Raw genomic sequence first — 21,036 nt, forward strand, 5'->3', positions numbered from 1 at the left:
GTTCGGCCTTCTTTTCGTATGGCGCTTCTAGTAGTCAGACTTATACACATATTCTTCTATCGTATTTCTACCGATAAAATATAAACCTGTTCATAATTCGTTTGCTTTTCCAAAGCTTCATCTCTAGAAAAATGGTTCAACATAACGATGCTTTCTTTATTCGAATAAACAATGGAGGCTATTGGAAGTTTTTCTCCTATAAAAAGTGGCGTTGAATCAGTAATGCCACCCCATGCGGATGAGTTTAAATTCACTATTTCGGATGAATCATACGTATTGGTTCCACTTCCACTGCCGCTATTTGTCATCACGGCACTCATCCACTTTTCATCATGTTTATTTAACATGGAGCTTAAAAACACCGTTCTTATGGTTTCTTCTTTCTCGGTCTCAGATATCCCTTTTCCAAATTCAACTACCGTATCCTTGTACTCTCCATTTTGATAGACATCGACGGTAGTAGAAATTTCCTTCACCTGATCATTCTTTATTTCGATATCATGGACAAAAGATACACCGTCCAATAAATCCGTAAATTGCTTTTCAAAATCAGTCAGTTTTGCTTCCTGTATTGTTGCATCCCCTTGAGTTTCTACTGAATCTTTTGTAGAACAAGCAACCAGGAGCACCATTGTTATAATGATTATACTTACAAAAAATCGTTTCATTCTTCCCCTCTTTTCATTTGTCAATTAGGCACTATCCATAAGATTGTTGTTTTTTCACCATACATTTGTATAAAAGAGCGAATATCTTTAATTCAGAATAGCGCTCTGTTGCCGCTACGGAAATAAACTATATGAAAAGAACCTTTCATTATGTAAGTAGTATACTGTAATGTCATTTATTTCTGTTTGTTTCAAGTATCAAGTAAATAACTAGGTGTATTGTCTTGAATCTGTGTGTTGCATATAACTATTATTGGTTGGATTACTTATGTTTTCTAGCCAGAGGGTGTTGGTGGATTTGTTGAAGGTGTGATATTGGATATAAGACTAGAATTTGTAATTTAACAAATCACCTTCAGTTAAATGGAAGTAAAAGGAAATTTATCTTAGCGATGACTGATTTTAGGGCTGGTTCTTAGACAACTTCAATTTTTATCTAATAATTTCATTTCAATTGCTAAAGTCCCCCATTTTTTCTCTTGTTCAGGTGTATAGATTTGGTACGTATTTTCTACCATTCCTTGGATAGATTCTCCTTGTGTATCAAAGGCCGAGGATGGAATCGATTCGTACATTTCTTTAAACGTAGGGAATGTTTTCAGTCCAATTACTTGTACACGAAGTTTTTGGTTTTGATTAGGTAGCTTGGTAAATTCTATTTCATCACCAATCTGCAGACTTCTGCGCTTTTCATCATTTAACCGAACTTCGACTGTCTTTCTTTCCGATTGTATGGATTCAAATGGTACGTTATATAAGCGCATTTTATGTAACATATTTTTCCTCTTTTCTTTTTTGTAACTTTCCGTGAGCACCGCCTCCCTCTCCTTGGAAAACCAGCTTTCTCTGGGAGTAGAGAGGTTTCGATTAGCCCACGTAATTTGTTTCCCAAAAGCTATAAAATAGAACCAACTCTCAACGAATGTCAAACTCTATAAAAAGATTTAACACAACCTACAATAATATTTACACATCCATCTTTAAACGAATCATATCTCGGCAAATGATTCCATTTTCAACAATTACTTCTTCGTAATTTCTTGTAAAATAGTCAAAATCTACCTCTACCATGCGAAAGCCGCACTTCTGATAAAAAGCTATTTGGCTGATGCTTGAATTTCCTGTTCCTACTTCTAGTATGGAGAAATTTTGTTTTTTTGCTGTTTCTATCGCATGTTCGACTAATGCTTTTCCAATTCCTTTGTTTTGTTCCGTTTCTAATACTGATATATTCATAATCTCAAGCGTGTCATCTTTCGTGCTTGCTAAGACGTAAACTCCTATCACTTTCTCACCATGATCATTTATACCAATATAACATTGGCCATCTTCTAAATACTTTTCTATATGTTCCTTGTCCGGGTCTGCTCCTAGAAGTAAATCCATAGGTGGTGTTTCATTAGATGCTAATTTTCGAATATGCATCGTTATCTCCTAACTTTTTCTATCTTCTTATTTATTATTATTTTTTCTTTCTTTTTCTGCGAGTCTTCTTCTTTCCGTCAAAAACTAAATCCGCTACTACCATTATTGCTGCAGCAATCATTTCTGTCTCAACAGGAACTGTAATGCTTAACATCATCTCATCCACGATAAAAATGGCTAGCCAGGCAAATAAAAATTCTAATATGATCTTTAGTGCTATCAATTGGCCTTTGTTTTTATAATAATAAGTTGCCGAAACCACTAAGAACGCTTGTGCCAAAAGGTCTGTAATAAAACTAAATATAAATATGAATGTAATAAATAAGAATAAGGAGCCAAGTGTCTCATATTCAACATTAAATAGATTAAAAAAACCAACGAATCCAAAGAAATACGCCCCAAATACAAATACTAGTGCTAACGCAACCAGCAGTCCAAGAGACGTAATCACTACAATTTTTCCACCAAAATTCATTTCACGAAATGAATCGTCTTTTTTTTTACGCATCAAAACATCCTAACAAAAATAATAGATTACTAGGTTACATAGATAAAAATTTAAGGTCTACTTTAACGGACTTCTATGCTTCCTTTGACTTTAAGTGCCATTTCAACGGTTTTTAGTATATGTCCATCAAAATCATCTTCATATTCTCTAACTTTCTCAAACCCCTTCGCCTCATAAAAGCGCATTCCAATTATATTGTTTTTTTCCACATTTAATTGAATTTTTCGCACATCTCCCAATTTCTCCATTCCTTCTTTTAAAAAGGCAGATCCAATCCCCTTCCCTTGGTATTCCGGATAAATATAGATGGCACCTAGGATTGTAGATCCTTCTTTTGAAACAGGCGAATAGTTGGCAAAACCCACAATTTTACCATCCATTTCTGCAACAAAAATAGTCGTGTGTTTTAATCGCCTTTTCATATTTTTATAACTATATGCATTTTGTAAAAAGTTATTTTGAATGTCAAGTGGGATAATCCCTTCATATGTACTGTTCCAGCTAGTCTTGGCAACATGCTGAACCTGAGGTATATCTTTCTTTTTCATATACCGAATGGTGTAAACCACTGTAATCACCCTATTCACTTTCGAATTTTATTAATAGTTTTTAACATTATAACACTATATAGCTATCCGGTTAAAGAAGGTAGAATTTGATGCCTCTTCCTATATTATAAAGTTTTATGCAAATACATTCCACAGTGACTAGCCAATACGTACATTTTCTCCTTCCTTTCGCACACCAACAAGCATTTCTTAATATACTGCATTAGGTGTGAAAGGAGGGTGAAAATCTTATGAAAAACTACTTTGTTTACACCCTGTTGGGTCTTGCTGCATTTTTTGCCATTACGTTTTTAGTCATCTTCTTTGTCGCGGCACCGACGATGAATGAAAACGTTAATGAAGCCCCCGACAACAACACCGAAGAAACTTCGGACAATGAGGATGAATCGGAGGATACAGATACAGAGAATTCCAATGAAGAGGAGTCTGAGGAAGCTAGTAACGAAGAGAATAATCAGGATTCGAACTCAGAAGAAGATGGCAGTAATGAGGAAGAATCCGAAAATGGGGAAGAAGAAAACAATAACGACGAGGAGTCTTCAGATAACAACGACGATGGAAGTAGTGAGGATGAAAATACAGAGGAAGAGTCCTCACAAGAACATTACTGGGGTGTTGATTCAGCAAGCTATACGGATGAGGAACATTACTCCTGTATTGTAGACAATTTCGGTGAACCTTCTGTTTTTGGTCGCTATATCGGTGAAAACGAAGGTGTTTCCATAGGCTTGGATAGGGAGGAAGTCAACTTTCTCCACGATAATGATATTTCCATTCTAGTAATCTATAATCATGTTAATGATGCTGTTGGTAATGAGCAAGGTGTAGAACATGCGGAACAAGCCATTGCCATGGCAGAAGATTTAAGTATCCCTGAAGACATAGCATTATTCGTAGATATTGAACCTGAGTATCCAATTGATTCGTCTTTTTTACAAGCATGGTATGAAACAGTTAATGAATCTAATTATTACCCAGCAGTTTACGGTGTATTTGACGAAGGAAGTGAACTTCTAGAAGCATATAACGCAATGGAATCAGAAGCACTAGAAAATATGATCGTTTGGACTGCGTACCCTCAAGAAGGTGTTACCACTAAAGACAATGCTCCAGAATACAATCCACAAGGACCAGACAATTCGATGCTTTATGGTTGGCAATATGGACTTGAATCTGAAACATGTACAATTGATACCAATTTGTTTACAAATGACATGATGGATTATCTGTGGAAGGAATAGGGATTTATTCTCCCTATCCCACCACTTTCCTTTTTTGCAGTGAAGGAGGACAAGCATAATTATATTCTCTTATTTTTTTATTAACCTCTTTGACTAATTTCCGTTTTTCTCTTCCCGCAGTTTGCTTTAGTTCTTCTTTTAAAATGTCAATTTCTTTTGCTAATTTCACCCATTTGGGAAGAATATGATTATCTTTAAGAGTCTTATAGAGTTGCCTTTCTTCTGATTGGATACTTTGTCCTGCCATTTTCAGTGGTTTTCCCTTACCAGGAAGATAATCAAATTGCCCTTCCCTCTCAGCATTTCTGATAATTGCCGTCATATGATCCGTGTACTGCAGCCTTTCTTCTATCTCTGGAGCCTCGTTTTGAACAGACCATTCCGGCTTTAACAAGGAATGTATGATAGCGTCATGCGATTGATTATTCTGATGTAAATAACCTCTGAGGAGCCCTTCCTGTTTGAATCCCAATTTTTTAAGAAGTTGATTGGAAGCCGTGTTCTGAGGAAAAGTTACGGCACCAATTCGAAATAAGTTTAATTCATGAAATGAATACGCAAGTACTTTTTTTGCTGCTTCTAAAGTAATTCCTCTTCTCCAGAAGGCAGGATGCAGTTCGTATCCGATTTCTCCCTTTTTATTCCATAAATTCAAGTTATTTAGTCCCACAGTTCCTAAAAATTGCCCCGTTTCTTTCCAGATAATTCCCCATCGGATACTACGTTTTTGCCGAAACAAATGATAAAATCCATCAATCATCTCTTTCGCTTCTTCTAGACTTTCCAGACTTTCTTTCCCGTAATAGATGGTTACTCGATCCATTGATAAGATCTCATATAAGTCTTTATCATATTTATGGTCGATTTGCACAAGCTCAAGTCTTTTTGTTTCCAGTTTAGGAAATTCCCCCATCTCATTTCCTCCCGAATAACTTTGTATTTATATAAGAGTCCCCTTTTCTCGGTTATGTAAAGTAAATGAATGTTTACTTTTTCGGACATTTCATCCACCTTATACTTATTATTCTCTTCTTTTTTTTGAAATCCTCTTAATATTTAAATATTGCGTCTATTTCTGCTTGTATTTGAATCTGTCCTGGTTTTATTGGGGTAGAAAAACTATCTTGGGTGCTGGCTGCCAATACTCTTGGTGTAACCTGGTCCCTTGTTACTTTTTCTACTAATTTTACGGGAGTTTCATGAAGATTGATTTGTAATGTGTCTGCTATCGTCATCGCTTTCTCCATAGCATTTATAATAGCTTGTTGCAATGCTTGATTATAATAAGCATTTTCATTTTGTGTGGTAAATTGAATATTCATTACACGGTTTACACCAGCATCTACTGCCGCATCAATAATTTGCCCTGTTTCTTGGATTTCCGTAATCTTTAGAGTGATTTCGTTTTGAACTTCATAACCTCTGAAAACTTGTTTGCCTTCCACAAAGTCATATTTAGGCTGAATGGTATAGCGAGAGGTTTGTATTTTTTCTTGTGGAATTCCTTGTGCCTCGATCGCTACCAACACTTGATTCATTGTCTCCGCATTTTCCTCTTGTGCCTGTGTAAGTGATATATTTTCTGTTAGGACGGCAAGTTGGACACTGGCCATATCAGGTTGAATAGAGACGCTCGACATGCCTCTTACCGTGATCGTGTTTGGCTGACTTGGTTCGCGTGCAGGTCTTGTAATTTGTTGCGTATTGGGGTTAGGACTCGGATTCGACTGATAAGGATAATGCGCATTGTAAGGATAATACATAATCATTCCACCTTTTTTGATTGATATTAGATATTATGCAGGCCGAGGCAGAATGATTATGGTTTGTTTTTTGAGGCTGAGAGTTGATTCAAGCATGAGTGGGGTGTATGAGATGTGAACTTTAGCAATTTTACTGTAAATATTAGCATTTCATCAAAAAATAAGCACAAGCTGCCACCACAGCTCCCTATCACTCCCAATAATCGGGATCCTGCATCCTAAGTTCTTCTACGATATCTTCTAAATCTGTAGGGGTAATTGTGAATATTTCATATCCATCGGCCTTTTTTGCCACATCATAAAAATACTTTGTACTTCCTGGAAATTCCTCATCCATTAACAAAAGACAGGCATCACTTTTTTCGATCAGCCACATATTTTTTGCACGAAACTGGTATGGACCTTTGTAATCTCCTTCATATAAAGGCTTATAAAAATCAACAACAAAAGTTAACTCCTGGTACTTTTCCTTTAATGGATCTGGCCAGCGACTTTCTTGATTCTCGAATGGTGGAAACATGGCAATGTTAATATCATAAGTTTCTTTTAAGTCCAGAACAATCTCAGCAGTCCATAATTCTACCCCCATTTGTCCGGTAACAATCACCCACTCAAGACCTTCGTTTTCTATAAAACTGATTATTCGTTTTTCAATAGCAGCTTTGACAAATGTTACTCGTGGATCGTTTTCTTTAAAAATACCCATTTCCATCGGTTTGTAGCCAGTAACCGTTAATATTTTCATATGTATCCCTCTTTCATAAACCTTCAATTATTATAAATCCCATAAGAAAAGCTGGCAAATATTTGCCAGCTTACTTATCAATAATGACTGTTATCTGTTATCTTGGTTTTCTATTCATCATGCCTGGCATCTGACCTTGTGCACCAGTTCCCATTCCTGTGCCTGGCATTTGACCTTGTTGTGCACCAGCGCCCATTCCTGTGCCTGGCATCTGGCCTTGTTGTGCACCAGTGCCCATTCCTGCTCCTGGCATCTGACCTTGCATGGCACCTGGTCCCATTCCTGCTCCTGGCATCTGACCTTGCATGGCACCTGGTCCCATTCCTGCTCCTGGCATCTGACCTTGCATCCAACCTGGTCCCATTCCTGCTCCTGGTCCAGCTCCTGCACCGAATCCTGGCCCCATTGGACCTGGTCCTGGCACATTGTATTGAGGTCCCATTATATCTACACTGTTTGTTACATTCTGATGCGAAGTTGAGTGTGGGAACGTGTGGTAATTTTTCACGGTATGATGATTAACTACATTTGTATGAGAAGGGTGTACATGCTCTACGCAACTTTCGGAATACGTGTTTACATTATTAACTTTAGTCGGATAGACACATTTCGGACAACCGCAATGTGGCCCGTGATGATGACGTCGTCTCATAGACAATCTCCTTTCTTTTTTTGGTACACTAATAACCTATGTCAACTGTCATCCGAATGTATAAGCGAGTACCCATTTTAAAGGAAATTACAAGACACACCCAAAATAGGTGTTTGCTCCTTGGGAACAAACACCTTCTCTAACCATGCTAATAATGCGCAAGCAGTCCCTTTTTCATCGCTACTTTTTCACAATTCAGGTAAAACACTAATCCAATGACAAAATAAAATACCGCATTGAATAGAAGAATCATGTAATCAGCAAATGCAACTTGACTGAGTGTTATCCCATCAATCATGATACCGCGTACAAGGTCAACCCCTTTTACAATTGGAAAAAAGGCTAAGATTGGAGCTACAGACACAGGAACAAATACTAACCCAGCTAAAATAAATTGCAGAATCTGCAAGAATGCTTGGACTTGTTTAAAGACAACCGACATTCCAGCAATAATAAAGCCCAAACCAAACATACTAAAAAGTGTAGATATAAGAATCGGTAATAAAGATATGACATCAATATTTAGCCACTGGCCGGTTGTAAACATGGATAAATACAACAAAAAAACAACAATCAAAAAATGGACAGCAACGAGTGCAATTAAACGGGCGAAAAGAATCCTCCACACACCCATGGGAGACATACTAAGTTGTTCAAAAGTTCCCTGTGTTGCTTCATTCGTAATCTGCCAACCAATGTCTTGGACAACCATCATCGACAAGTACCAAAAAATATAGTTTACTATAACAAATTGGATATTCGCATCCTGTGTACTTGGATCACCAATCACTTGAATTCCTGCAAACATGGCTAAAAAAATAATATAAAAAGTAAGAAGTAAAGCAATCGTATTTGGTAAGTATCGTTTCAATTCGATATACTCTTTCCTTGTATTTGCTTTAAGAAGATTTAAGCTTTTCATTCTGTTGTTCCCCCTTTACAATTTTCAGGAATACTTGCTCAAAATTAACAGTCTTTCGATCTATAGCTTCCACTGGTGTCCGTGCCAGTTTTAAAATATCAAAAAGCTCATAGATTTCTTCACTCTTCGCCAACTCAACCTCTAATTTAGATTGATAGGTATCAGGCGTATATTGATATATTGCGAATTTCTTCTTCAAAAGGGTCTGCTGATTGTCACTTAATAAATTTCCAAGTGTCAAGCTATAGGCACGGACATCAAATAGTTTCAATAAATTTTCTACCTTATCATTTGTGACAATTTCTCCATTATTAATAATTACGGTTCGTTCGCAAATATCCTGAATAACATCCATATCATGGGAACTAATAATAATGGTACGTTGGTGTTCGTTTGCTACTTTTCGCAGCAATTCCCGAACTTCATAACTCGTTTCAACATCCAGTCCAAGTGTTGGTTCGTCCAGTAAAATCACTTCACTATCAGCGAGCATTGCAACGGCAATCGCTAGTTTTTGCTGCATGCCTCGAGATAGTCTGTTCACCAATTCCTTTTCTTTCCCCTTTAATTGAAATTCATCCAATAACTCATCAACTTGTTCAGTGACAGCTTTTCGTGAAAAACCTCTATTACCAGCAAAGTATTCCAGATTTTCTCTTACCGTTAGCCGCCAATATAAATTTCGATTCCCTTCAAGTACAGCGCTTATGTGACGTAATGCTTTTAACCGTTTTTCCTGATTATTGATACCGTTAATTTGAATAATTCCTGAATCAGGCTTCACTAAGCCGCATATCATTTTAATTGTAGTTGATTTTCCTGCTCCATTAGGTCCTAATAATCCTAAAATTTCCCCGCGTCTTACAGAAAAGGAAATTCCTTTTACCGCCTGTATCACTTCTTTTGTTTTTCTTTTTTTATATGACTTCTTAAGATTCTGAACATGAATAATCTGTTCCATCATAATCTCGCCCTCCATCTTTTAACTATTACTATTTTAAGCAATATAAAGTCCCAATAACACGACCCTTAGTTCGAAAAATACTCAGCCTGAAGACTGAGTATCTGAAACTTATATCCTTTGTATATGTGTGTCTTTAAATGCAGTTGGATATTTTAAACCAAATCCAATCATTCGGTCCATCCCAATATGTGCCGTCCAAATCAATCCAACAATAATCAAGAATTGTATCTGTACATCACTAAGAAAGCGAACCCTTCTATCCTTACTAAAATATTAGGCATTTATACTCCCTCCCAAACGATATTACGAGAGAGTCCATCGAAAGTTTCATAAAGTTCTAAATAATCATTATCCATCTCCTAGATTATTTTACCATTGCTAAAAAGTGAAACCTATCATAGGATGAATACGTACTATTATTTATCACTGCAAAAAGTAAACTCTTAATTACATATTAAAGGAGGTGAATACAGATGTTGCTTGAATTATTTAATGAAATGTTTTATGAGTTCTCACCATTCTATTTTTATTTAAGCATTGCTTTGTCTCTCATTACTATAGACATATTTTACGTGAACCTGGAGCATAAGGCTTTTGAGAATCAATTATATATAAGAAAATCTCACGACGTTAAAATACAGCAATTGCCAAGACAGATTATCATTCCTCGAGTCATAGAAATCCGCAATTGGATAACAACAAAAACCAAACGGATAGAAGCTCCAGATGATGATTCTGATGCTCATTCCTTCTCGTTATTTCCATCAATAAAATATCGAGGAGGAAAACAATGGAAACAACATCTGTATTCACTTTTATTAAAAAATATAGCGTTATTATAGGGATTCTTGCTTTACTCTTATTATCTGGATGCCAACAAAACATGGCTATGGAACCAATTGATCCAAGTTCTGCCGGATTTTTTGATCAATATTTTGTTCTTCCATTTTCCCAACTAATCAAATGGATTGCAGGAATCTTTAATGAGAACTACGGTTTATCCATTATTATCATTACATTGCTCATTCGCTTTGCGATCATGCCATTCATATTAAAGCAAACGAAAAACGGTGTACAAATGAAAGAAAAAATGAATGGTATGAAGCCTGAACTTGATGCATTAAATGAAAAATATAAGGAAAAAAAAGATACGGAGTCTAAAGCAAAAATGCAGCAGGAAATGATGCAACTTTATCAGAAGCATGATATGAACCCGCTAGCTTCACTCGGTGGCTGTTTGCCAATGATTATTCAAATGCCTATACTAATTGGATTTTACTATGCAATCCGTCGGACGCCTGAGATTGCAACTCATTCATTTTTGTGGTTTGATTTAGGTCAAACGGATATTATTCTGACCGTCGCTGCTGTCGTCATTTACTTTTTCCAATTTAAAGTTTCACAAATTGGGATGGATCCAAAAATGAAACAACAGATGGCATTTATGGGAATGCTGTCCCCTATTATGATCGGTATCATTTCGTTGAGCGCACCATCCGCTTTGCCATTGTATTGGGCAGTTGGGGGAATATTCATGATTGTACAAACCCTTATCTCCCGAAAAATTTATACAACTGCTGCAGCTAGTAATTAATAAATGATGCTGGGACGGAGGGATCGTAATCGTATCAAAGTAAAACCCGAACATGTTTGGAGTGTTAATCCCTCTTCGAAAAATACACTCCACTTATCGCAGCCAACTGTTCTGCGGTGCGGGGCCTCAATTAAAGACACTTCCATCACACAATTAAGTGATGAAAGTGCTTTTTTAATAAAAGAATCTTACTGTTGTTACATATCGTGATGAGGATTATGTTTTTGTCGAGAATGATTTGCATTTTTTACCTTTTTGGAGCCACTTAGAGGTTCTCCATAGGGTTGTTCTGGACTTTTAGGCAAACGAGGGCGTTCCTGTTGCTTTGGTCCTTTTGGTTTACCAGACATTCGGGCATTCCTCCTTTCACCTGTATTAGTCTTTGAGGAATTACTAAATCATATACAACCTGGTAGTAGGCAAACATATATTTTATTGATTCAGTAGACAGGTACACGGTCGCCCTCTATTTTTTCACATAACATGAACAGAGAGAAAACATAAGGAGGGATTTCAGTGTCAAAAAGTGTATACCGATCAAAGCGTTCTCGAAACAAAAAACACCACTCATCTTCGGACTCAGCATCTATGACGAAAACGGAAACCGTGTTAAATAGCTTTGTTAAAAATTGGATAAACAACAATTCAAATTCTATAGACCTTGAGCAAATCATTTCTAAATTAATGAATTCTAGTGAGGGCAATGATCTTCTTAAAAATAGCACTTCCATCTTAAATGAATATCGTGACTCCTTTGACACTAACAACGGATTTGATTTCGGACAAATTTTAAAAACGATTCAATCAAACGAGAATTCGGATAAACTGGAAGACATATTAAATGATTCAGATATTAAAGATCAAGCAATAAATATGGTAAATAATATTTTGCAGCAAACAAATGAGGAAGAAGAAAATGATGATGAAGATAATTAAAAGTAAACGGCAAATACTCTGATTAGAGTATTTGCCGTTTATTAGGTTACTATCCTTATTTCGAAAATTCTTCCGTTAGTACCGTTACGATTTGTTTCTTACGTGATACAACACCTTTAAGAAGTGCACGGTTCTTATCACTTAAAGTAACATGATAGGCGGATTCTACTTTACCTTTTCCTTCTCCAAGTGCCAGTACTTCGGAGTCATTATTTAAGATATCTGTTACTACAAATAAGAATAAATCTAAATCTTTATCATCTACAATCTTATTAATTTCCTTCTCCAGTTCTGGTTGAATAGCATAAACTGTTTCCGTATCAACAGCATTAACTTGAGCAATTTCTACTTTTGCATTGCCCATTGTGAATTCTTTTGCATCCATGGTTACTAGTTCAAGAGCAGATTTATCACTTAAATCTGCACCAGCCTGAAGCATATCCAATCCATATTCTTCCAAGTTTACTCCAGCAATCTCCGCTAACTCACGAGCAGCATTCACATCTTCTTCCGTACATGTAGGAGATTTTAATAGTAATGAATCAGAAATAATCGCGGATAGTAAAAGTCCTGCAATTTCTTTGGATACTTCTACATTTTTCTCTTTGTACATTTTATTTAAAATGGTTGCTGTACATCCTACTGGCTCTGCACGGAAAAATAATGGTTCCTTTGTTTCAAAGTTAGAAACACGGTGATGATCGATAACCTCCGTAATTTTTGCTTGATTAATATTTTCTACACTTTGCTGGAACTCATTATGGTCCACTAATATTACCTCTGCACCATCTTCTACTTTTTCAATTAATTGCGGTGCTTCAGCTTTAAAATAATCCAAAGCAAATTGTGTTTCTTTATTCACTTCACCAAGTCTAGCTGGTTCAGCGTCTTCTCCTAATTTCACTTTCAAATCTGCATAAGCTAATGCAGAGCAAATTGTATCCGTATCAGGGTTTTTATGTCCAAAGATTAACGTTTTTGCCATTTTTCTACAACTCCTTTTATGTATATTATTCAACTATTAGATTATCATAGTTTTTTCATATATGAACATGTTTTACTTTAAAATTCTATCACAAGGCATATTCATCTTCAAATTAAGTATTGCGATAAGATGCAAGCAATTGATTCACTGTCTCTGCGTGATGAACTTCTTCTGCTGCTTGACCACGAACATCTACTACCTTTAACCCTGGATCTAATGGTCCATTATAATCCTGCACTTTTACAATGCAATATCCTTTCGTATTCGAAGCGGTTATCTCTAAGATGGCTTGATTGGCGTACAGTTCATATATTTTTTCTTGATCATTTTCTGTTAGCGTCCAAACTTCATGCTTCTTTTCGGAAGGTGTAACTGGAAGGCTACTATGTTCGTTGTGATGTTCTTGTGTAGGAGTGTCCCCTTGCATATTTTTATTTTTCAATGCATCTAAGTATTTTATAAATTCCGAGAAGGCGATTAACATCATTCCATTAAAAATGGATTGAGTCATCGATGATAAGAAGAATCGCCATTCAAATACTGTTTCCTCTTCCCCATGCGGCCCGACATAATTGACATACTCTGCATTTAGATAGGCCGAGATAATTCCGACCACAATCAACCCAATTCCGGTAAAAAACAATATATTGCCAATGATATTTTTCTGTAGAATTGTCATTCCCTCCTTTTTAATTGACTCTTCTATCATTTTACATTTACTTGCTTTATTTTTATAGTAATAAATGTATGGATGAAGGAGGTATGCTTTTTGGTAAAGCAATTAAATATATGGGTTGTGGATAAATTATGAAAAAATATATTATCGTAGGTGCAGGAATAGTTGGTGCAAGTACTGCCTACTATTTAGCAAAAAATGGTGCCGATGTAATAGTCGTGGACCGTGTTGATAAGGGCCAAGCAACAGACGCTGCTGCTGGGATGATTTGTCCATGGATCTCTCAGCGAAGAAATAAAGCATGGTACAGACTAGCAAAAGCTGGTGCCAAAATTTACCCAGAATTAGTAAAAGAACTGGCTGAAGATGGAGAAAAAGACACTGGCTATTCGCAAGTAGGGACTATTCGTTTACATAAAGATGAAGAAAAGTTAATAAAAATGCGAGATCGTGCGATTAAACGACGGGAAGATGCAACTGAGATTGGCAATGTCACATTACTTAATGAAACAGAAACAAAAGCCATGTTTCCACTGTTGACAGATGGATATCAAGCGGTCCATGTAAGTGGCGGCGCAAGAGTTGACGGGCGTGCGATGAGAAGCGCTCTACTCCGTGGCGCCGAGAAACATGGTGCGACAGTTATTCGTGGTAATGGCGAGTTGGTTCATGATGAATTTAGAGTTACAGGTGTAAAAGTTGGTACCGATGTTTACAAGGCTGATATGGTAATTGCAGCAACAGGCGCATGGATGAATGAATTGCTTAAACCATTAAATATTGCTTTTGATGTTGTTCCGCAAAAAGGACAAATTCTGCATGTGCAAATTCCCGGCTCAGATACATCAAAATGGCCAGTCGTTATGCCGCCAACAAGTCAATTGATTTTAGCGTTTGATCAACGCATCCTTATCGGAAGTACCCATGAAGATGACCAAGGATTTGATGGTCGCACTACTGCTGGTGGCTTACACGAAATTTTATCTAGTGTGATGGATATCGCACCAGGCCTAAGGAATGGAACCTTCTTAGAGACACGTGTCGGATTTAGGCCATTTACTCCGGGATACTTACCTGTAGTTGGCAAATTACCTGGATACGAAGGCTTATTATTAGCAAACGGGCTAGGTTCATCCGGATTAACCACCGGTCCTTACATAGGTCAGCAATTAGCAAAGTTGACGCTAGGCGAGGAACTTGAAATACATTTAGAGGACTATCCTGTGGCTGGCGCGTTGAAGGAAAATTAAATATTGTGAGCGAACCCATTGTTTGTGAGGGTTCGTTTTTTTCTAACTAGATTGGCTATGTGGAGTCTTGCTGGGGTGTGAAGCATGGTAGTTAGTTAGAGATTATGAGCTTATAACTTGTGATGAGAACTTATAAATTCGGGTAAGCGCCTATAAATTTAGGTGAACACCTATAAATTCAGGTAAACGCCTATAAATTCGGATTAACGCCTATAAATTCAGGTGAACGCCTATAAATTCGGATTAACGCCCATAAATTCGGATTAACGCCCATAAATTCGGATTAACGCCTATAAATTCAGGTGAACGCCTATAAATTCGGATTAACGCCCATAAATTCGGATTAACGCCTATAAATTCGGATTAACGCCTATAAATTCAGATTAACGCCTATAAATCCAGATTAACGCCTATAAATCCAGATTAACGCCTATAAACTCAGATTAACGCCTATAAACTCAGATTAACGCCTATAAACTCAGATTAACGCCTATAAACTCAGATTAACGCCTATAAACTCAGATTAACGCCTATAAACTCAGATTAACGCCTATAAACTCAGATTAACGCCTATAAACTCAGATTAACGCCTATAAACTCAGATTAACGCCTATAAATCCAGATTAACGCCTATAAATTCAGATTAACGCCTATAAATCCAGATTAACGCCTATAAATCCAGATTAACGCCTATAAATCCAGATTAACGCCTATAAACTCAGATTAACGCCTATAAATTCAGGTAAACGCCTATAAACTCAGATTAACACCTATAAACTCAGATTAACGCCTATAAATTCAGATTAACGCCTATAAAGCCAGATTAACGCCTATAAAGCCAGATTAACGCCTATAACTCTCAATCAGCACCCGCATGAACGCTCCTAACATGTGTACAATACTGATTCAGAAGGCGTCGTTCTCTACCCAATCTGAGCAAAATTTTATCATCCAAACAATCTTCCTACTAAAACTAAAAAAACAGCCAAAATCAAAAAGAGCAGTAACTCCCCAAAAACAGGAATTACTACCCACTACTTAGAAATTCTCCTATAAAATTAATGCTCAGAAGCTTTCGTCATGCCGCCAATTCGATTCTTCAATTGCTTACTTTCTGTATTTAATCCTACATACTGAACATTAATTCCATTTTGTTCGAATTTCATTTCTATTTTATCTAAAGCCCCTATAGCTGAATCATCCCAGAGGTGTGCATTCGTTAAGTCAATTACCACTTCTTTGACAGAATCTGCAAATTGGAATTTTCCTGTAAAATCATTAACCGAAGCAAAGAATAATTGTCCTTCCACACGATAAATGCGTTTTTGACTTCTCATATCCATTTCTTCTGTAACTTTAACTTTGGAAATTTTCGCTGCAAAGAATATAGCACTTAATAATACTCCAGCTAATACTCCTTTGGAAAGGTCATGTGTTGCAAGTACGATACCAACTGTCACTACCATAACGATAGCGTCTGTACGTGGTATTTTGTGTAAGGTTGTTAAGGATGACCAATCAAATGTACTGATGGAAACCATAATCATCACACCGACCAGTGCTGCCATTGGTATTTGGACAACTAATCCACCTAATACGACGATTAAGAACATAAGGAAGACACCAGCTACCAAAGCAGATAAGCGTCCTTTACCACCGGATTTTACGTTAATCACAGATTGTCCAATCATGGCACAACCTGCCATCCCGCCAAAGAATCCTGAAACGATATTCGCAATTCCTTGTCCGCGTGACTCTTTGTTTTTATTACTCTCTGTATCTGTCATATCATCTACTATATTTGCCGTTAACAATGATTCTAGCAATCCCACAATTGCTAGAGATAAAGAGTATGGGAATATGATCATTAATGTTTCAAAGTTTAATGGAATATCCGGTATTAAAAATACTGGTAACTGTTGTGTTAATGCACCCATATCCCCTACCGTACGGACACCAAGATTACCGAAAATAGTGATTGCTGTTACAACGATGATAGCTACTAGTGTAGATGGTACGGCTGTTGTTACTTTCGGGAAAAGATAGATAATAGCTAGTGCGAGTCCAACTAATGCATACATTATCCATGTTTCGCCAACAAAATGCTGAAGCTGTGAGGTAAAAATAACAATAGCTAAAGCATTAACAAATCCGACCATTACTGAACGTGGAACGAATTTGATTAAATTCGCTAACTTAAATACACCAAACAGTATCTGAATAACTCCTGTCAGAATGGTTGCCGCTAATAAATACTCTAATCCATATTCTGCAACAAGGTTGATCATCAACATTGCCATTGCGCCGGTTGCTGCAGAAATCATACCCGGACGTCCGCCAACAAAGGCGATAACTACCGCAATACAAAATGATGCATACAATCCTACCATTGGATCGACGCCAGCAATGATGGAAAAGGCAATTGCTTCTGGAATTAATGCTAAAGCAACTACAAGACCTGCAAGCACATCACCTTTTACATTACCAAACCATTCTTGCTTTAATTGTTCTGTTTTCAACTAATTCCCTCTTCCTATTTATATTTCAAGCTTCATTTAGCTTGATCCGTCGAAGACAATATGCATCATACCATAGGTAGGGTTTTTTTGAAAACACCAAGAAAACGTGAACATTAACCAAAAACTCGATAATGCTCGTTCTTTTTCAGTTTTTCACAGCAACTATAGAAAATAGTCTCTAAGGAGAGGTTTTTATAATTCGCTTTATGAAGACAATTCGTATTTTCTTACAGGATATTTGTTCGATTATTTTATTCACCTGCTCTTGTTCCTCGTTGATACGTACGTTCATTATACTATTTTCCCTCTTTCCATTTGTTTTAGCGTAATATTTAATAATGATGGATATAATTGTGGATTAGCGTAGTAGTTTCCTGAAGAAGCATTCTTTTTAAAGTGAGGAACAATATGACTTACAATCGTTTTACTTATTGGTGCTGGAATTCTGATGAATCCTCGTAATATGGAATGTGATTCATCCGCCATCGGCATGACCATCCCTGTTATTAAATCACCGCGCTGCATTTGCTGAAAATGCGTGTGAAATACACAGACCAACTTTTGGCGATTATCTAACATATTTCGAAATATATAAACCCTGCCACTCAGACTGTTGTCGCTTTCAACTATATAAAAACCAGGGTTTAGGAATAACCAGTTTACTAGGACTTTTTGTACTGGAGTTGGCTTATCACGCATTTTTGTCTTATTCCGAAATAAATAATGTTGATAAATCGTCTTATTTTCCATCTCGATGGGCTTGCAAAAGATCATCCAATAAATCAGTTGTGACATCAAATCACTTTCGATTTCTTTTGAGTAGTTCAACTGAACAATAATCTCCTCTGTTTCAGCCAAAATTTTTCGTCGAAAGTTGTGAAGTGAAAAATCAAAAATGTCATCTAAAATCTCAAACAAATTCTTTTGTAAATAATCGGGATAGTACATAAATGAATCATATTTGCTCTCCATTTAATCATTCCTTTCTGTAATTTTTATCATTCTAGCACAGTACCATTTTCCTTGCAGATTCCATAATTTCTTTTTAGAGGCCTTTTAAGTGTTATTTCCTAGAAATAGTTCGTACCATTCTGGATTTCTGACTCAAAGATCGTTCTAATTTGCAAAAAACGTAAAAAAATAGACAACCATTTAGTTGTCTAGGAGACTATTTCTATTTACTTAAGAACAAGGGTTTATAATACTCATACGAAATTACATTTTTGAAACTGCTCGTTTATCGGAGTATGTTGAGGGTAACCGGTCCAGAATACTTGCCAGTTTTAAGTAGGTTACCTGGAAGATAGGGCTTTGGATAAATGTAAAAATAAACGTCACGATAAAGACAGGTCCTCCAAGTATTAATCCAATAACTAGCACGGAACTCTCTGTAATAATTCTTACTTTGCCAATGGATGCGCCAGTTTTATCGGAAATGGATAGCATAAATCCATCACGCGGGCCGGAGCCAACTTTCGCTGCATTGTAGATACCACCACCAATACCCATTACGACAATTCCTACTAACATTGTCAAAATATCTATCCATGTGTTGGTTGCTTTTGGAAGGAAATCAAGCCACATATACGTATCTACAAACACACCAATCAATACAGCATTGAAGAATGTACCGATTTTAATATAACGCTTATCTAAAATCCACGAAATGACAATTAATAATCCAGATATGATAATAGCCCACGAGCCAATAGATAAACCGATTAAATTAAACATTGCTACATTCAATACATCCCAAGGGTGAATCCCCAAATGCTGTACATTTATTGTCATTGTAATTCCTAAACTAAAAATCATTAATCCTATAAAAAATACAGTCCAGCGAATCCAAAAATTCAAAGAATCACACCCCACTTTCCTCGTTGTTTTAATTACTTACACTATAATAGCAGATTTTCTACCTTAATGGGAAAATTCTTTATAATAAAGATACTTTTTCAATTTCAGATATTTGTCCTATAATAAGTGAAATATGTTGTTCCCTATTTTGATAGGCTCTTTTCTATAAGATTGTTCCTTTTTCTCATGACTTTACTTTACATTTGTATAGATTACGGGCCTACTTTATTAAGAATAGTCTAGCGCTTGCTTACACTTATGATTGATTTGAGCGGATATTCGCTTCGGCAGAGCACCATGCTAACCGTGGGATTCTCCGTGCTCTCTCTCCGTTTTGATAGTTGCTCAAGATATTTTTGAGGTGATACACCATCAAATTACGTTTAAGACAGTTATTTTTCTTAAAAACAGCAAATTCATAATCAAAAAAATATAAAAATTACGCGACAAATTAATTTCTTATACGTCTAAGTAATGATAATAATTCTAGAGGTGCTTTTATGTCTAATAAACAACGGGTAATTACAGATTGGTATTCGAAATATAGTTCGTCGATATATCGTTATATTCTTATGACTATTCGACATGCTCATCATGCTGAAGATCTGACACAAGAAACTTTTTTAAAAGCTTATAAATATTTCCACTCCTTTAAATGGGAAGCCAATCCAAAAACTTGGTTATTCAGCATTGCGCATAATGTAACCGTAGATTTTATGAGGAAAAAACAGCCTTATCTGTACTTAATGGAAATGTTTCCTATCAAAGCAGCAAAAGGAGAATCTCCAGATGAGATAGTTCAAATAAATGAAAGCTCTAATGAATTATTCCAGGCAATCGGACGGTTAAAAAAGTCGTATCGTGAAATTATCATTTTAAGAAAAATCAAAGAGTTTTCCATAAAAGAAACGGCTGAAATTTTAAACTGGAGTGAAAGCAAAGTAAAATCCACCTTGTCTAGAGCCATTCAAGCTTTAGAAAAAGAACTTCTAAAGGAGGGCTTTGTCTATGAAAACACCATTTGATAAATCTCTGAAACAATTGGAACATGATATTTCTTGGAATGAATCTAGAAAACAGCAAACGAAGATTAAATTAGTAGAAGAAATGCAGAAAACAGGTCGGAAACAGAAACCGAAAGGACAGTTAGCCTATTATTCTAGCATTGCAATGTTTTTACTTGTTGCCAGTATTGGTTTAAACTATTTACTAAATACCACACCACCTATAGATCAATCGATCACGCATGTGGAAAAACAGACTGGTATAAGCCTGAAAGAAAAATGGCTACCAGCGTTTATTCAACAAAAAAATGTGTTAGAAACAGATTCGTTACAGTTGACTAAGGACTATTCTGAACGGACCGAAGAAACAATGAAACGTGATGTGGAAGTAGCAATTCACATCCTTTATCTTCAATTAGAAAAACTGGAAGAAGGTAAGTGGGATCCTGATTTTGACCGTGAGAAAGATCATATTATATTTTCAGATATGATTAGTGCTGCAAACCAGGCTTCCACTGCTGCTCATCTTTTAGATCTGGATAATTGGTTATACGCAGATTTATATAATATTTCTCCATTAATTGCAGAAGCCAGGGATAAGAAAGATATAGATGGTCTCGTACTTGCCTATCAACTAGTCCATGACCTGCATGTTGCGTATAATGGGTATGAATCTGATGAACCATCTTACGGAGTGACACTTTACCGTGACGCAAATAATGATAGTATTCGAGAGTATCTTGGAAGAAAATAATTTA

Annotated in this window: 24 protein-coding genes and 2 pseudogenes; 7 read left to right on the forward strand and 19 right to left on the reverse strand. The window is 36.4% G+C overall.

The genetic code is table 11. The annotated features are described in order from the left end of the window. Positions 1–56: 56 nt before the first annotated feature. The 5 genes from D8M06_RS08955 to D8M06_RS08975 form a co-directional block, all read right to left on the reverse strand. Positions 57–668 carry a hypothetical protein gene (locus tag D8M06_RS08955; RefSeq protein WP_121204056.1) on the reverse strand — a complete coding sequence of 204 codons (612 nt, stop codon included), beginning with the start codon at positions 666–668 and terminating at the stop codon, positions 57–59. A 425-nt stretch (positions 669–1,093) separates the two neighbouring features. Further along, the gene (locus D8M06_RS08960) at positions 1,094–1,444 is read right to left on the reverse strand and encodes an ASCH domain-containing protein (protein ID WP_121204144.1); all 351 of its coding nucleotides are present in this window, start codon (positions 1,442–1,444) and stop codon (positions 1,094–1,096) included. Between the two features lie 190 nt (positions 1,445–1,634). Continuing rightward, positions 1,635–2,093 carry a GNAT family N-acetyltransferase gene (locus D8M06_RS08965; RefSeq protein ID WP_121204057.1) on the reverse strand — a complete coding sequence of 153 codons (459 nt, stop codon included), beginning with the start codon at positions 2,091–2,093 and terminating at the stop codon, positions 1,635–1,637. A 37-nt stretch (positions 2,094–2,130) separates the two neighbouring features. Beyond that, positions 2,131–2,601: a YrvL family regulatory protein gene (locus tag D8M06_RS08970; RefSeq protein WP_121204058.1), complete on the reverse strand. Its 471-nt coding sequence runs from the start codon at positions 2,599–2,601 to the stop codon at positions 2,131–2,133. A gap of 62 nt (positions 2,602–2,663) precedes the next feature. Next, positions 2,664–3,149, reverse strand: a complete 486-nt coding sequence (locus D8M06_RS08975; RefSeq protein WP_170150267.1) for a GNAT family N-acetyltransferase — start codon at positions 3,147–3,149, stop codon at positions 2,664–2,666. 251 nt (positions 3,150–3,400) lie between these two features. Here D8M06_RS08975 and D8M06_RS08980 point away from each other — a divergent pair, with 251 nt between their 5' ends. Continuing rightward, positions 3,401–4,411 carry a glycoside hydrolase domain-containing protein gene (locus tag D8M06_RS08980; RefSeq protein ID WP_241558917.1) on the forward strand — a complete coding sequence of 337 codons (1,011 nt, stop codon included), beginning with the start codon at positions 3,401–3,403 and terminating at the stop codon, positions 4,409–4,411. Between the two features lie 13 nt (positions 4,412–4,424). On the opposite strand, the gene D8M06_RS20145 is transcribed toward D8M06_RS08980, so the two are convergent. The 8 genes and pseudogenes from D8M06_RS20145 to D8M06_RS09015 all read right to left on the reverse strand — a co-directional run. Further along, the gene (locus tag D8M06_RS20145) at positions 4,425–4,733 is read right to left on the reverse strand and encodes a DnaJ family domain-containing protein (protein ID WP_241558921.1); all 309 of its coding nucleotides are present in this window, start codon (positions 4,731–4,733) and stop codon (positions 4,425–4,427) included. A 54-nt stretch (positions 4,734–4,787) separates the two neighbouring features. Further along, a pseudogene (locus D8M06_RS20150) lies at positions 4,788–5,324 on the reverse strand (GNAT family N-acetyltransferase); the annotation flags it as partial. Between the two features lie 136 nt (positions 5,325–5,460). Beyond that, on the reverse strand, positions 5,461–6,174 hold the full coding sequence (locus tag D8M06_RS08990) for an SIMPL domain-containing protein (RefSeq protein ID WP_158591768.1): 714 nt from the start codon (positions 6,172–6,174) through the stop codon (positions 5,461–5,463). Between the two features lie 190 nt (positions 6,175–6,364). After that, positions 6,365–6,919, reverse strand: a complete 555-nt coding sequence (locus tag D8M06_RS08995; RefSeq protein ID WP_121204062.1) for an SLOG family protein — start codon at positions 6,917–6,919, stop codon at positions 6,365–6,367. A gap of 97 nt (positions 6,920–7,016) precedes the next feature. Next, on the reverse strand, positions 7,017–7,571 hold the full coding sequence (locus D8M06_RS09000; protein WP_121204063.1) for a CotD family spore coat protein: 555 nt from the start codon (positions 7,569–7,571) through the stop codon (positions 7,017–7,019). 148 nt (positions 7,572–7,719) lie between these two features. Then, positions 7,720–8,493 carry an ABC transporter permease gene (locus D8M06_RS09005; protein WP_121204064.1) on the reverse strand — a complete coding sequence of 258 codons (774 nt, stop codon included), beginning with the start codon at positions 8,491–8,493 and terminating at the stop codon, positions 7,720–7,722. After that, on the reverse strand, positions 8,471–9,454 hold the full coding sequence (locus D8M06_RS09010; RefSeq protein WP_121204146.1) for an ABC transporter ATP-binding protein: 984 nt from the start codon (positions 9,452–9,454) through the stop codon (positions 8,471–8,473). The genes D8M06_RS09005 and D8M06_RS09010 overlap by 23 nt, the downstream gene beginning before the upstream one ends. Positions 9,455–9,565: 111 nt before the next feature. Then, positions 9,566–9,676, reverse strand: a pseudogene (locus D8M06_RS09015) (DUF4260 family protein); the annotation flags it as partial. A 254-nt stretch (positions 9,677–9,930) separates the two neighbouring features. Here D8M06_RS09015 and D8M06_RS09020 point away from each other — a divergent pair. Together D8M06_RS09020 and yidC are read left to right on the forward strand one after the other, a co-directional pair. Then, complete coding sequence (locus D8M06_RS09020) at positions 9,931–10,299, forward strand: hypothetical protein (RefSeq protein WP_121204066.1); 369 nt, start codon at positions 9,931–9,933, stop codon at positions 10,297–10,299. Then, on the forward strand, positions 10,248–11,051 hold the full coding sequence (gene yidC / locus D8M06_RS09025; RefSeq protein ID WP_121204067.1) for a membrane protein insertase YidC: 804 nt from the start codon (positions 10,248–10,250) through the stop codon (positions 11,049–11,051). Before D8M06_RS09020 ends, yidC begins: the two co-directional genes overlap by 52 nt. A gap of 197 nt (positions 11,052–11,248) precedes the next feature. On the opposite strand, the gene D8M06_RS09030 is transcribed toward yidC, so the two are convergent. Continuing rightward, a complete protein-coding gene (locus D8M06_RS09030) occupies positions 11,249–11,401 on the reverse strand; it encodes a small acid-soluble spore protein P (RefSeq protein ID WP_121204068.1) in 153 nt (50 codons plus the stop codon). Positions 11,402–11,567: 166 nt separating this feature from the next. Between D8M06_RS09030 and D8M06_RS09035 the strand changes: the two genes are divergently transcribed. Continuing rightward, the gene (locus tag D8M06_RS09035) at positions 11,568–11,987 is read left to right on the forward strand and encodes a hypothetical protein (RefSeq protein WP_121204069.1); all 420 of its coding nucleotides are present in this window, start codon (positions 11,568–11,570) and stop codon (positions 11,985–11,987) included. A 55-nt stretch (positions 11,988–12,042) separates the two neighbouring features. Here D8M06_RS09035 and D8M06_RS09040 read toward each other — a convergent pair whose 3' ends face one another. Together D8M06_RS09040 and D8M06_RS09045 are read right to left on the reverse strand one after the other, a co-directional pair. Continuing rightward, positions 12,043–12,972 carry a manganese-dependent inorganic pyrophosphatase gene (locus D8M06_RS09040; protein ID WP_121204070.1) on the reverse strand — a complete coding sequence of 310 codons (930 nt, stop codon included), beginning with the start codon at positions 12,970–12,972 and terminating at the stop codon, positions 12,043–12,045. A gap of 112 nt (positions 12,973–13,084) precedes the next feature. Further along, entirely contained in the window at positions 13,085–13,651 is a 567-nt protein-coding gene (locus D8M06_RS09045; protein ID WP_121204071.1) for a hypothetical protein, read from the reverse strand. A gap of 128 nt (positions 13,652–13,779) precedes the next feature. Here D8M06_RS09045 and D8M06_RS09050 point away from each other — a divergent pair, with 128 nt between their 5' ends. Beyond that, on the forward strand, positions 13,780–14,898 hold the full coding sequence (locus D8M06_RS09050) for an NAD(P)/FAD-dependent oxidoreductase (RefSeq protein WP_121204072.1): 1,119 nt from the start codon (positions 13,780–13,782) through the stop codon (positions 14,896–14,898). Positions 14,899–15,956: 1,058 nt separating this feature from the next. On the opposite strand, the gene D8M06_RS09055 is transcribed toward D8M06_RS09050, so the two are convergent. The 3 genes from D8M06_RS09055 to D8M06_RS09065 all read right to left on the reverse strand — a co-directional run bounded on the left by D8M06_RS09055 (position 15,957) and on the right by D8M06_RS09065 (position 19,274). Then, on the reverse strand, positions 15,957–17,417 hold the full coding sequence (locus D8M06_RS09055; RefSeq protein WP_121204073.1) for a SulP family inorganic anion transporter: 1,461 nt from the start codon (positions 17,415–17,417) through the stop codon (positions 15,957–15,959). A 291-nt stretch (positions 17,418–17,708) separates the two neighbouring features. Further along, the gene (locus D8M06_RS09060) at positions 17,709–18,389 is read right to left on the reverse strand and encodes a hypothetical protein (protein ID WP_121204074.1); all 681 of its coding nucleotides are present in this window, start codon (positions 18,387–18,389) and stop codon (positions 17,709–17,711) included. 243 nt (positions 18,390–18,632) lie between these two features. Continuing rightward, the gene (locus D8M06_RS09065) at positions 18,633–19,274 is read right to left on the reverse strand and encodes a YczE/YyaS/YitT family protein (protein WP_121204075.1); all 642 of its coding nucleotides are present in this window, start codon (positions 19,272–19,274) and stop codon (positions 18,633–18,635) included. Between the two features lie 500 nt (positions 19,275–19,774). Here D8M06_RS09065 and D8M06_RS09070 point away from each other — a divergent pair, with 500 nt between their 5' ends. Both D8M06_RS09070 and D8M06_RS09075 read left to right on the forward strand, forming a co-directional pair. Further along, positions 19,775–20,299, forward strand: a complete 525-nt coding sequence (locus D8M06_RS09070; protein ID WP_121204076.1) for an RNA polymerase sigma factor — start codon at positions 19,775–19,777, stop codon at positions 20,297–20,299. Then, positions 20,283–21,032, forward strand: coding sequence for a hypothetical protein (locus D8M06_RS09075; RefSeq protein ID WP_121204077.1), 750 nt, complete (start codon positions 20,283–20,285; stop codon positions 21,030–21,032). Before D8M06_RS09070 ends, D8M06_RS09075 begins: the two co-directional genes overlap by 17 nt. Positions 21,033–21,036 lie beyond the last annotated feature (4 nt).

The organism is Oceanobacillus halophilus (genome assembly GCF_003628505.1).
Classification (GTDB): domain Bacteria; phylum Bacillota; class Bacilli; order Bacillales; family Amphibacillaceae; genus Oceanobacillus; species Oceanobacillus halophilus.

Coding starts and splice junctions, on each gene's coding strand:
- D8M06_RS09050 (WP_121204072.1), top strand. CDS start 13,780: ATGAAAAAATATATTATCGTAGGTGCAGGAATAGTTGGTGCAAGTACT.
- D8M06_RS08975 (WP_170150267.1), bottom strand. CDS start 3,149: ATGAAAAAGAAAGATATACCTCAGGTTCAGCATGTTGCCAAGACTAGC.
- D8M06_RS09000 (WP_121204063.1), bottom strand. CDS start 7,571: ATGAGACGACGTCATCATCACGGGCCACATTGCGGTTGTCCGAAATGT.
- D8M06_RS08960 (WP_121204144.1), bottom strand. CDS start 1,444: ATGTTACATAAAATGCGCTTATATAACGTACCATTTGAATCCATACAA.
- D8M06_RS09005 (WP_121204064.1), bottom strand. CDS start 8,493: ATGAAAAGCTTAAATCTTCTTAAAGCAAATACAAGGAAAGAGTATATC.
- D8M06_RS09060 (WP_121204074.1), bottom strand. CDS start 18,389: ATGGAGAGCAAATATGATTCATTTATGTACTATCCCGATTATTTACAA.
- D8M06_RS08995 (WP_121204062.1), bottom strand. CDS start 6,919: ATGAAAATATTAACGGTTACTGGCTACAAACCGATGGAAATGGGTATT.
- D8M06_RS20145 (WP_241558921.1), bottom strand. CDS start 4,733: ATGACGGCAATTATCAGAAATGCTGAGAGGGAAGGGCAATTTGATTAT.
- D8M06_RS08970 (WP_121204058.1), bottom strand. CDS start 2,601: ATGCGTAAAAAAAAAGACGATTCATTTCGTGAAATGAATTTTGGTGGA.
- yidC (WP_121204067.1), top strand. CDS start 10,248: ATGGAAACAACATCTGTATTCACTTTTATTAAAAAATATAGCGTTATT.
- D8M06_RS08955 (WP_121204056.1), bottom strand. CDS start 668: ATGAAACGATTTTTTGTAAGTATAATCATTATAACAATGGTGCTCCTG.
- D8M06_RS09045 (WP_121204071.1), bottom strand. CDS start 13,651: ATGACAATTCTACAGAAAAATATCATTGGCAATATATTGTTTTTTACC.
- D8M06_RS08980 (WP_241558917.1), top strand. CDS start 3,401: ATGAAAAACTACTTTGTTTACACCCTGTTGGGTCTTGCTGCATTTTTT.
- D8M06_RS08990 (WP_158591768.1), bottom strand. CDS start 6,174: ATGTATTATCCTTACAATGCGCATTATCCTTATCAGTCGAATCCGAGT.
- D8M06_RS09070 (WP_121204076.1), top strand. CDS start 19,775: ATGTCTAATAAACAACGGGTAATTACAGATTGGTATTCGAAATATAGT.
- D8M06_RS09040 (WP_121204070.1), bottom strand. CDS start 12,972: ATGGCAAAAACGTTAATCTTTGGACATAAAAACCCTGATACGGATACA.
- D8M06_RS09010 (WP_121204146.1), bottom strand. CDS start 9,454: ATGGAACAGATTATTCATGTTCAGAATCTTAAGAAGTCATATAAAAAA.
- D8M06_RS08965 (WP_121204057.1), bottom strand. CDS start 2,093: ATGCATATTCGAAAATTAGCATCTAATGAAACACCACCTATGGATTTA.
- D8M06_RS09020 (WP_121204066.1), top strand. CDS start 9,931: ATGTTGCTTGAATTATTTAATGAAATGTTTTATGAGTTCTCACCATTC.
- D8M06_RS09075 (WP_121204077.1), top strand. CDS start 20,283: ATGAAAACACCATTTGATAAATCTCTGAAACAATTGGAACATGATATT.
- D8M06_RS09030 (WP_121204068.1), bottom strand. CDS start 11,401: ATGTCTGGTAAACCAAAAGGACCAAAGCAACAGGAACGCCCTCGTTTG.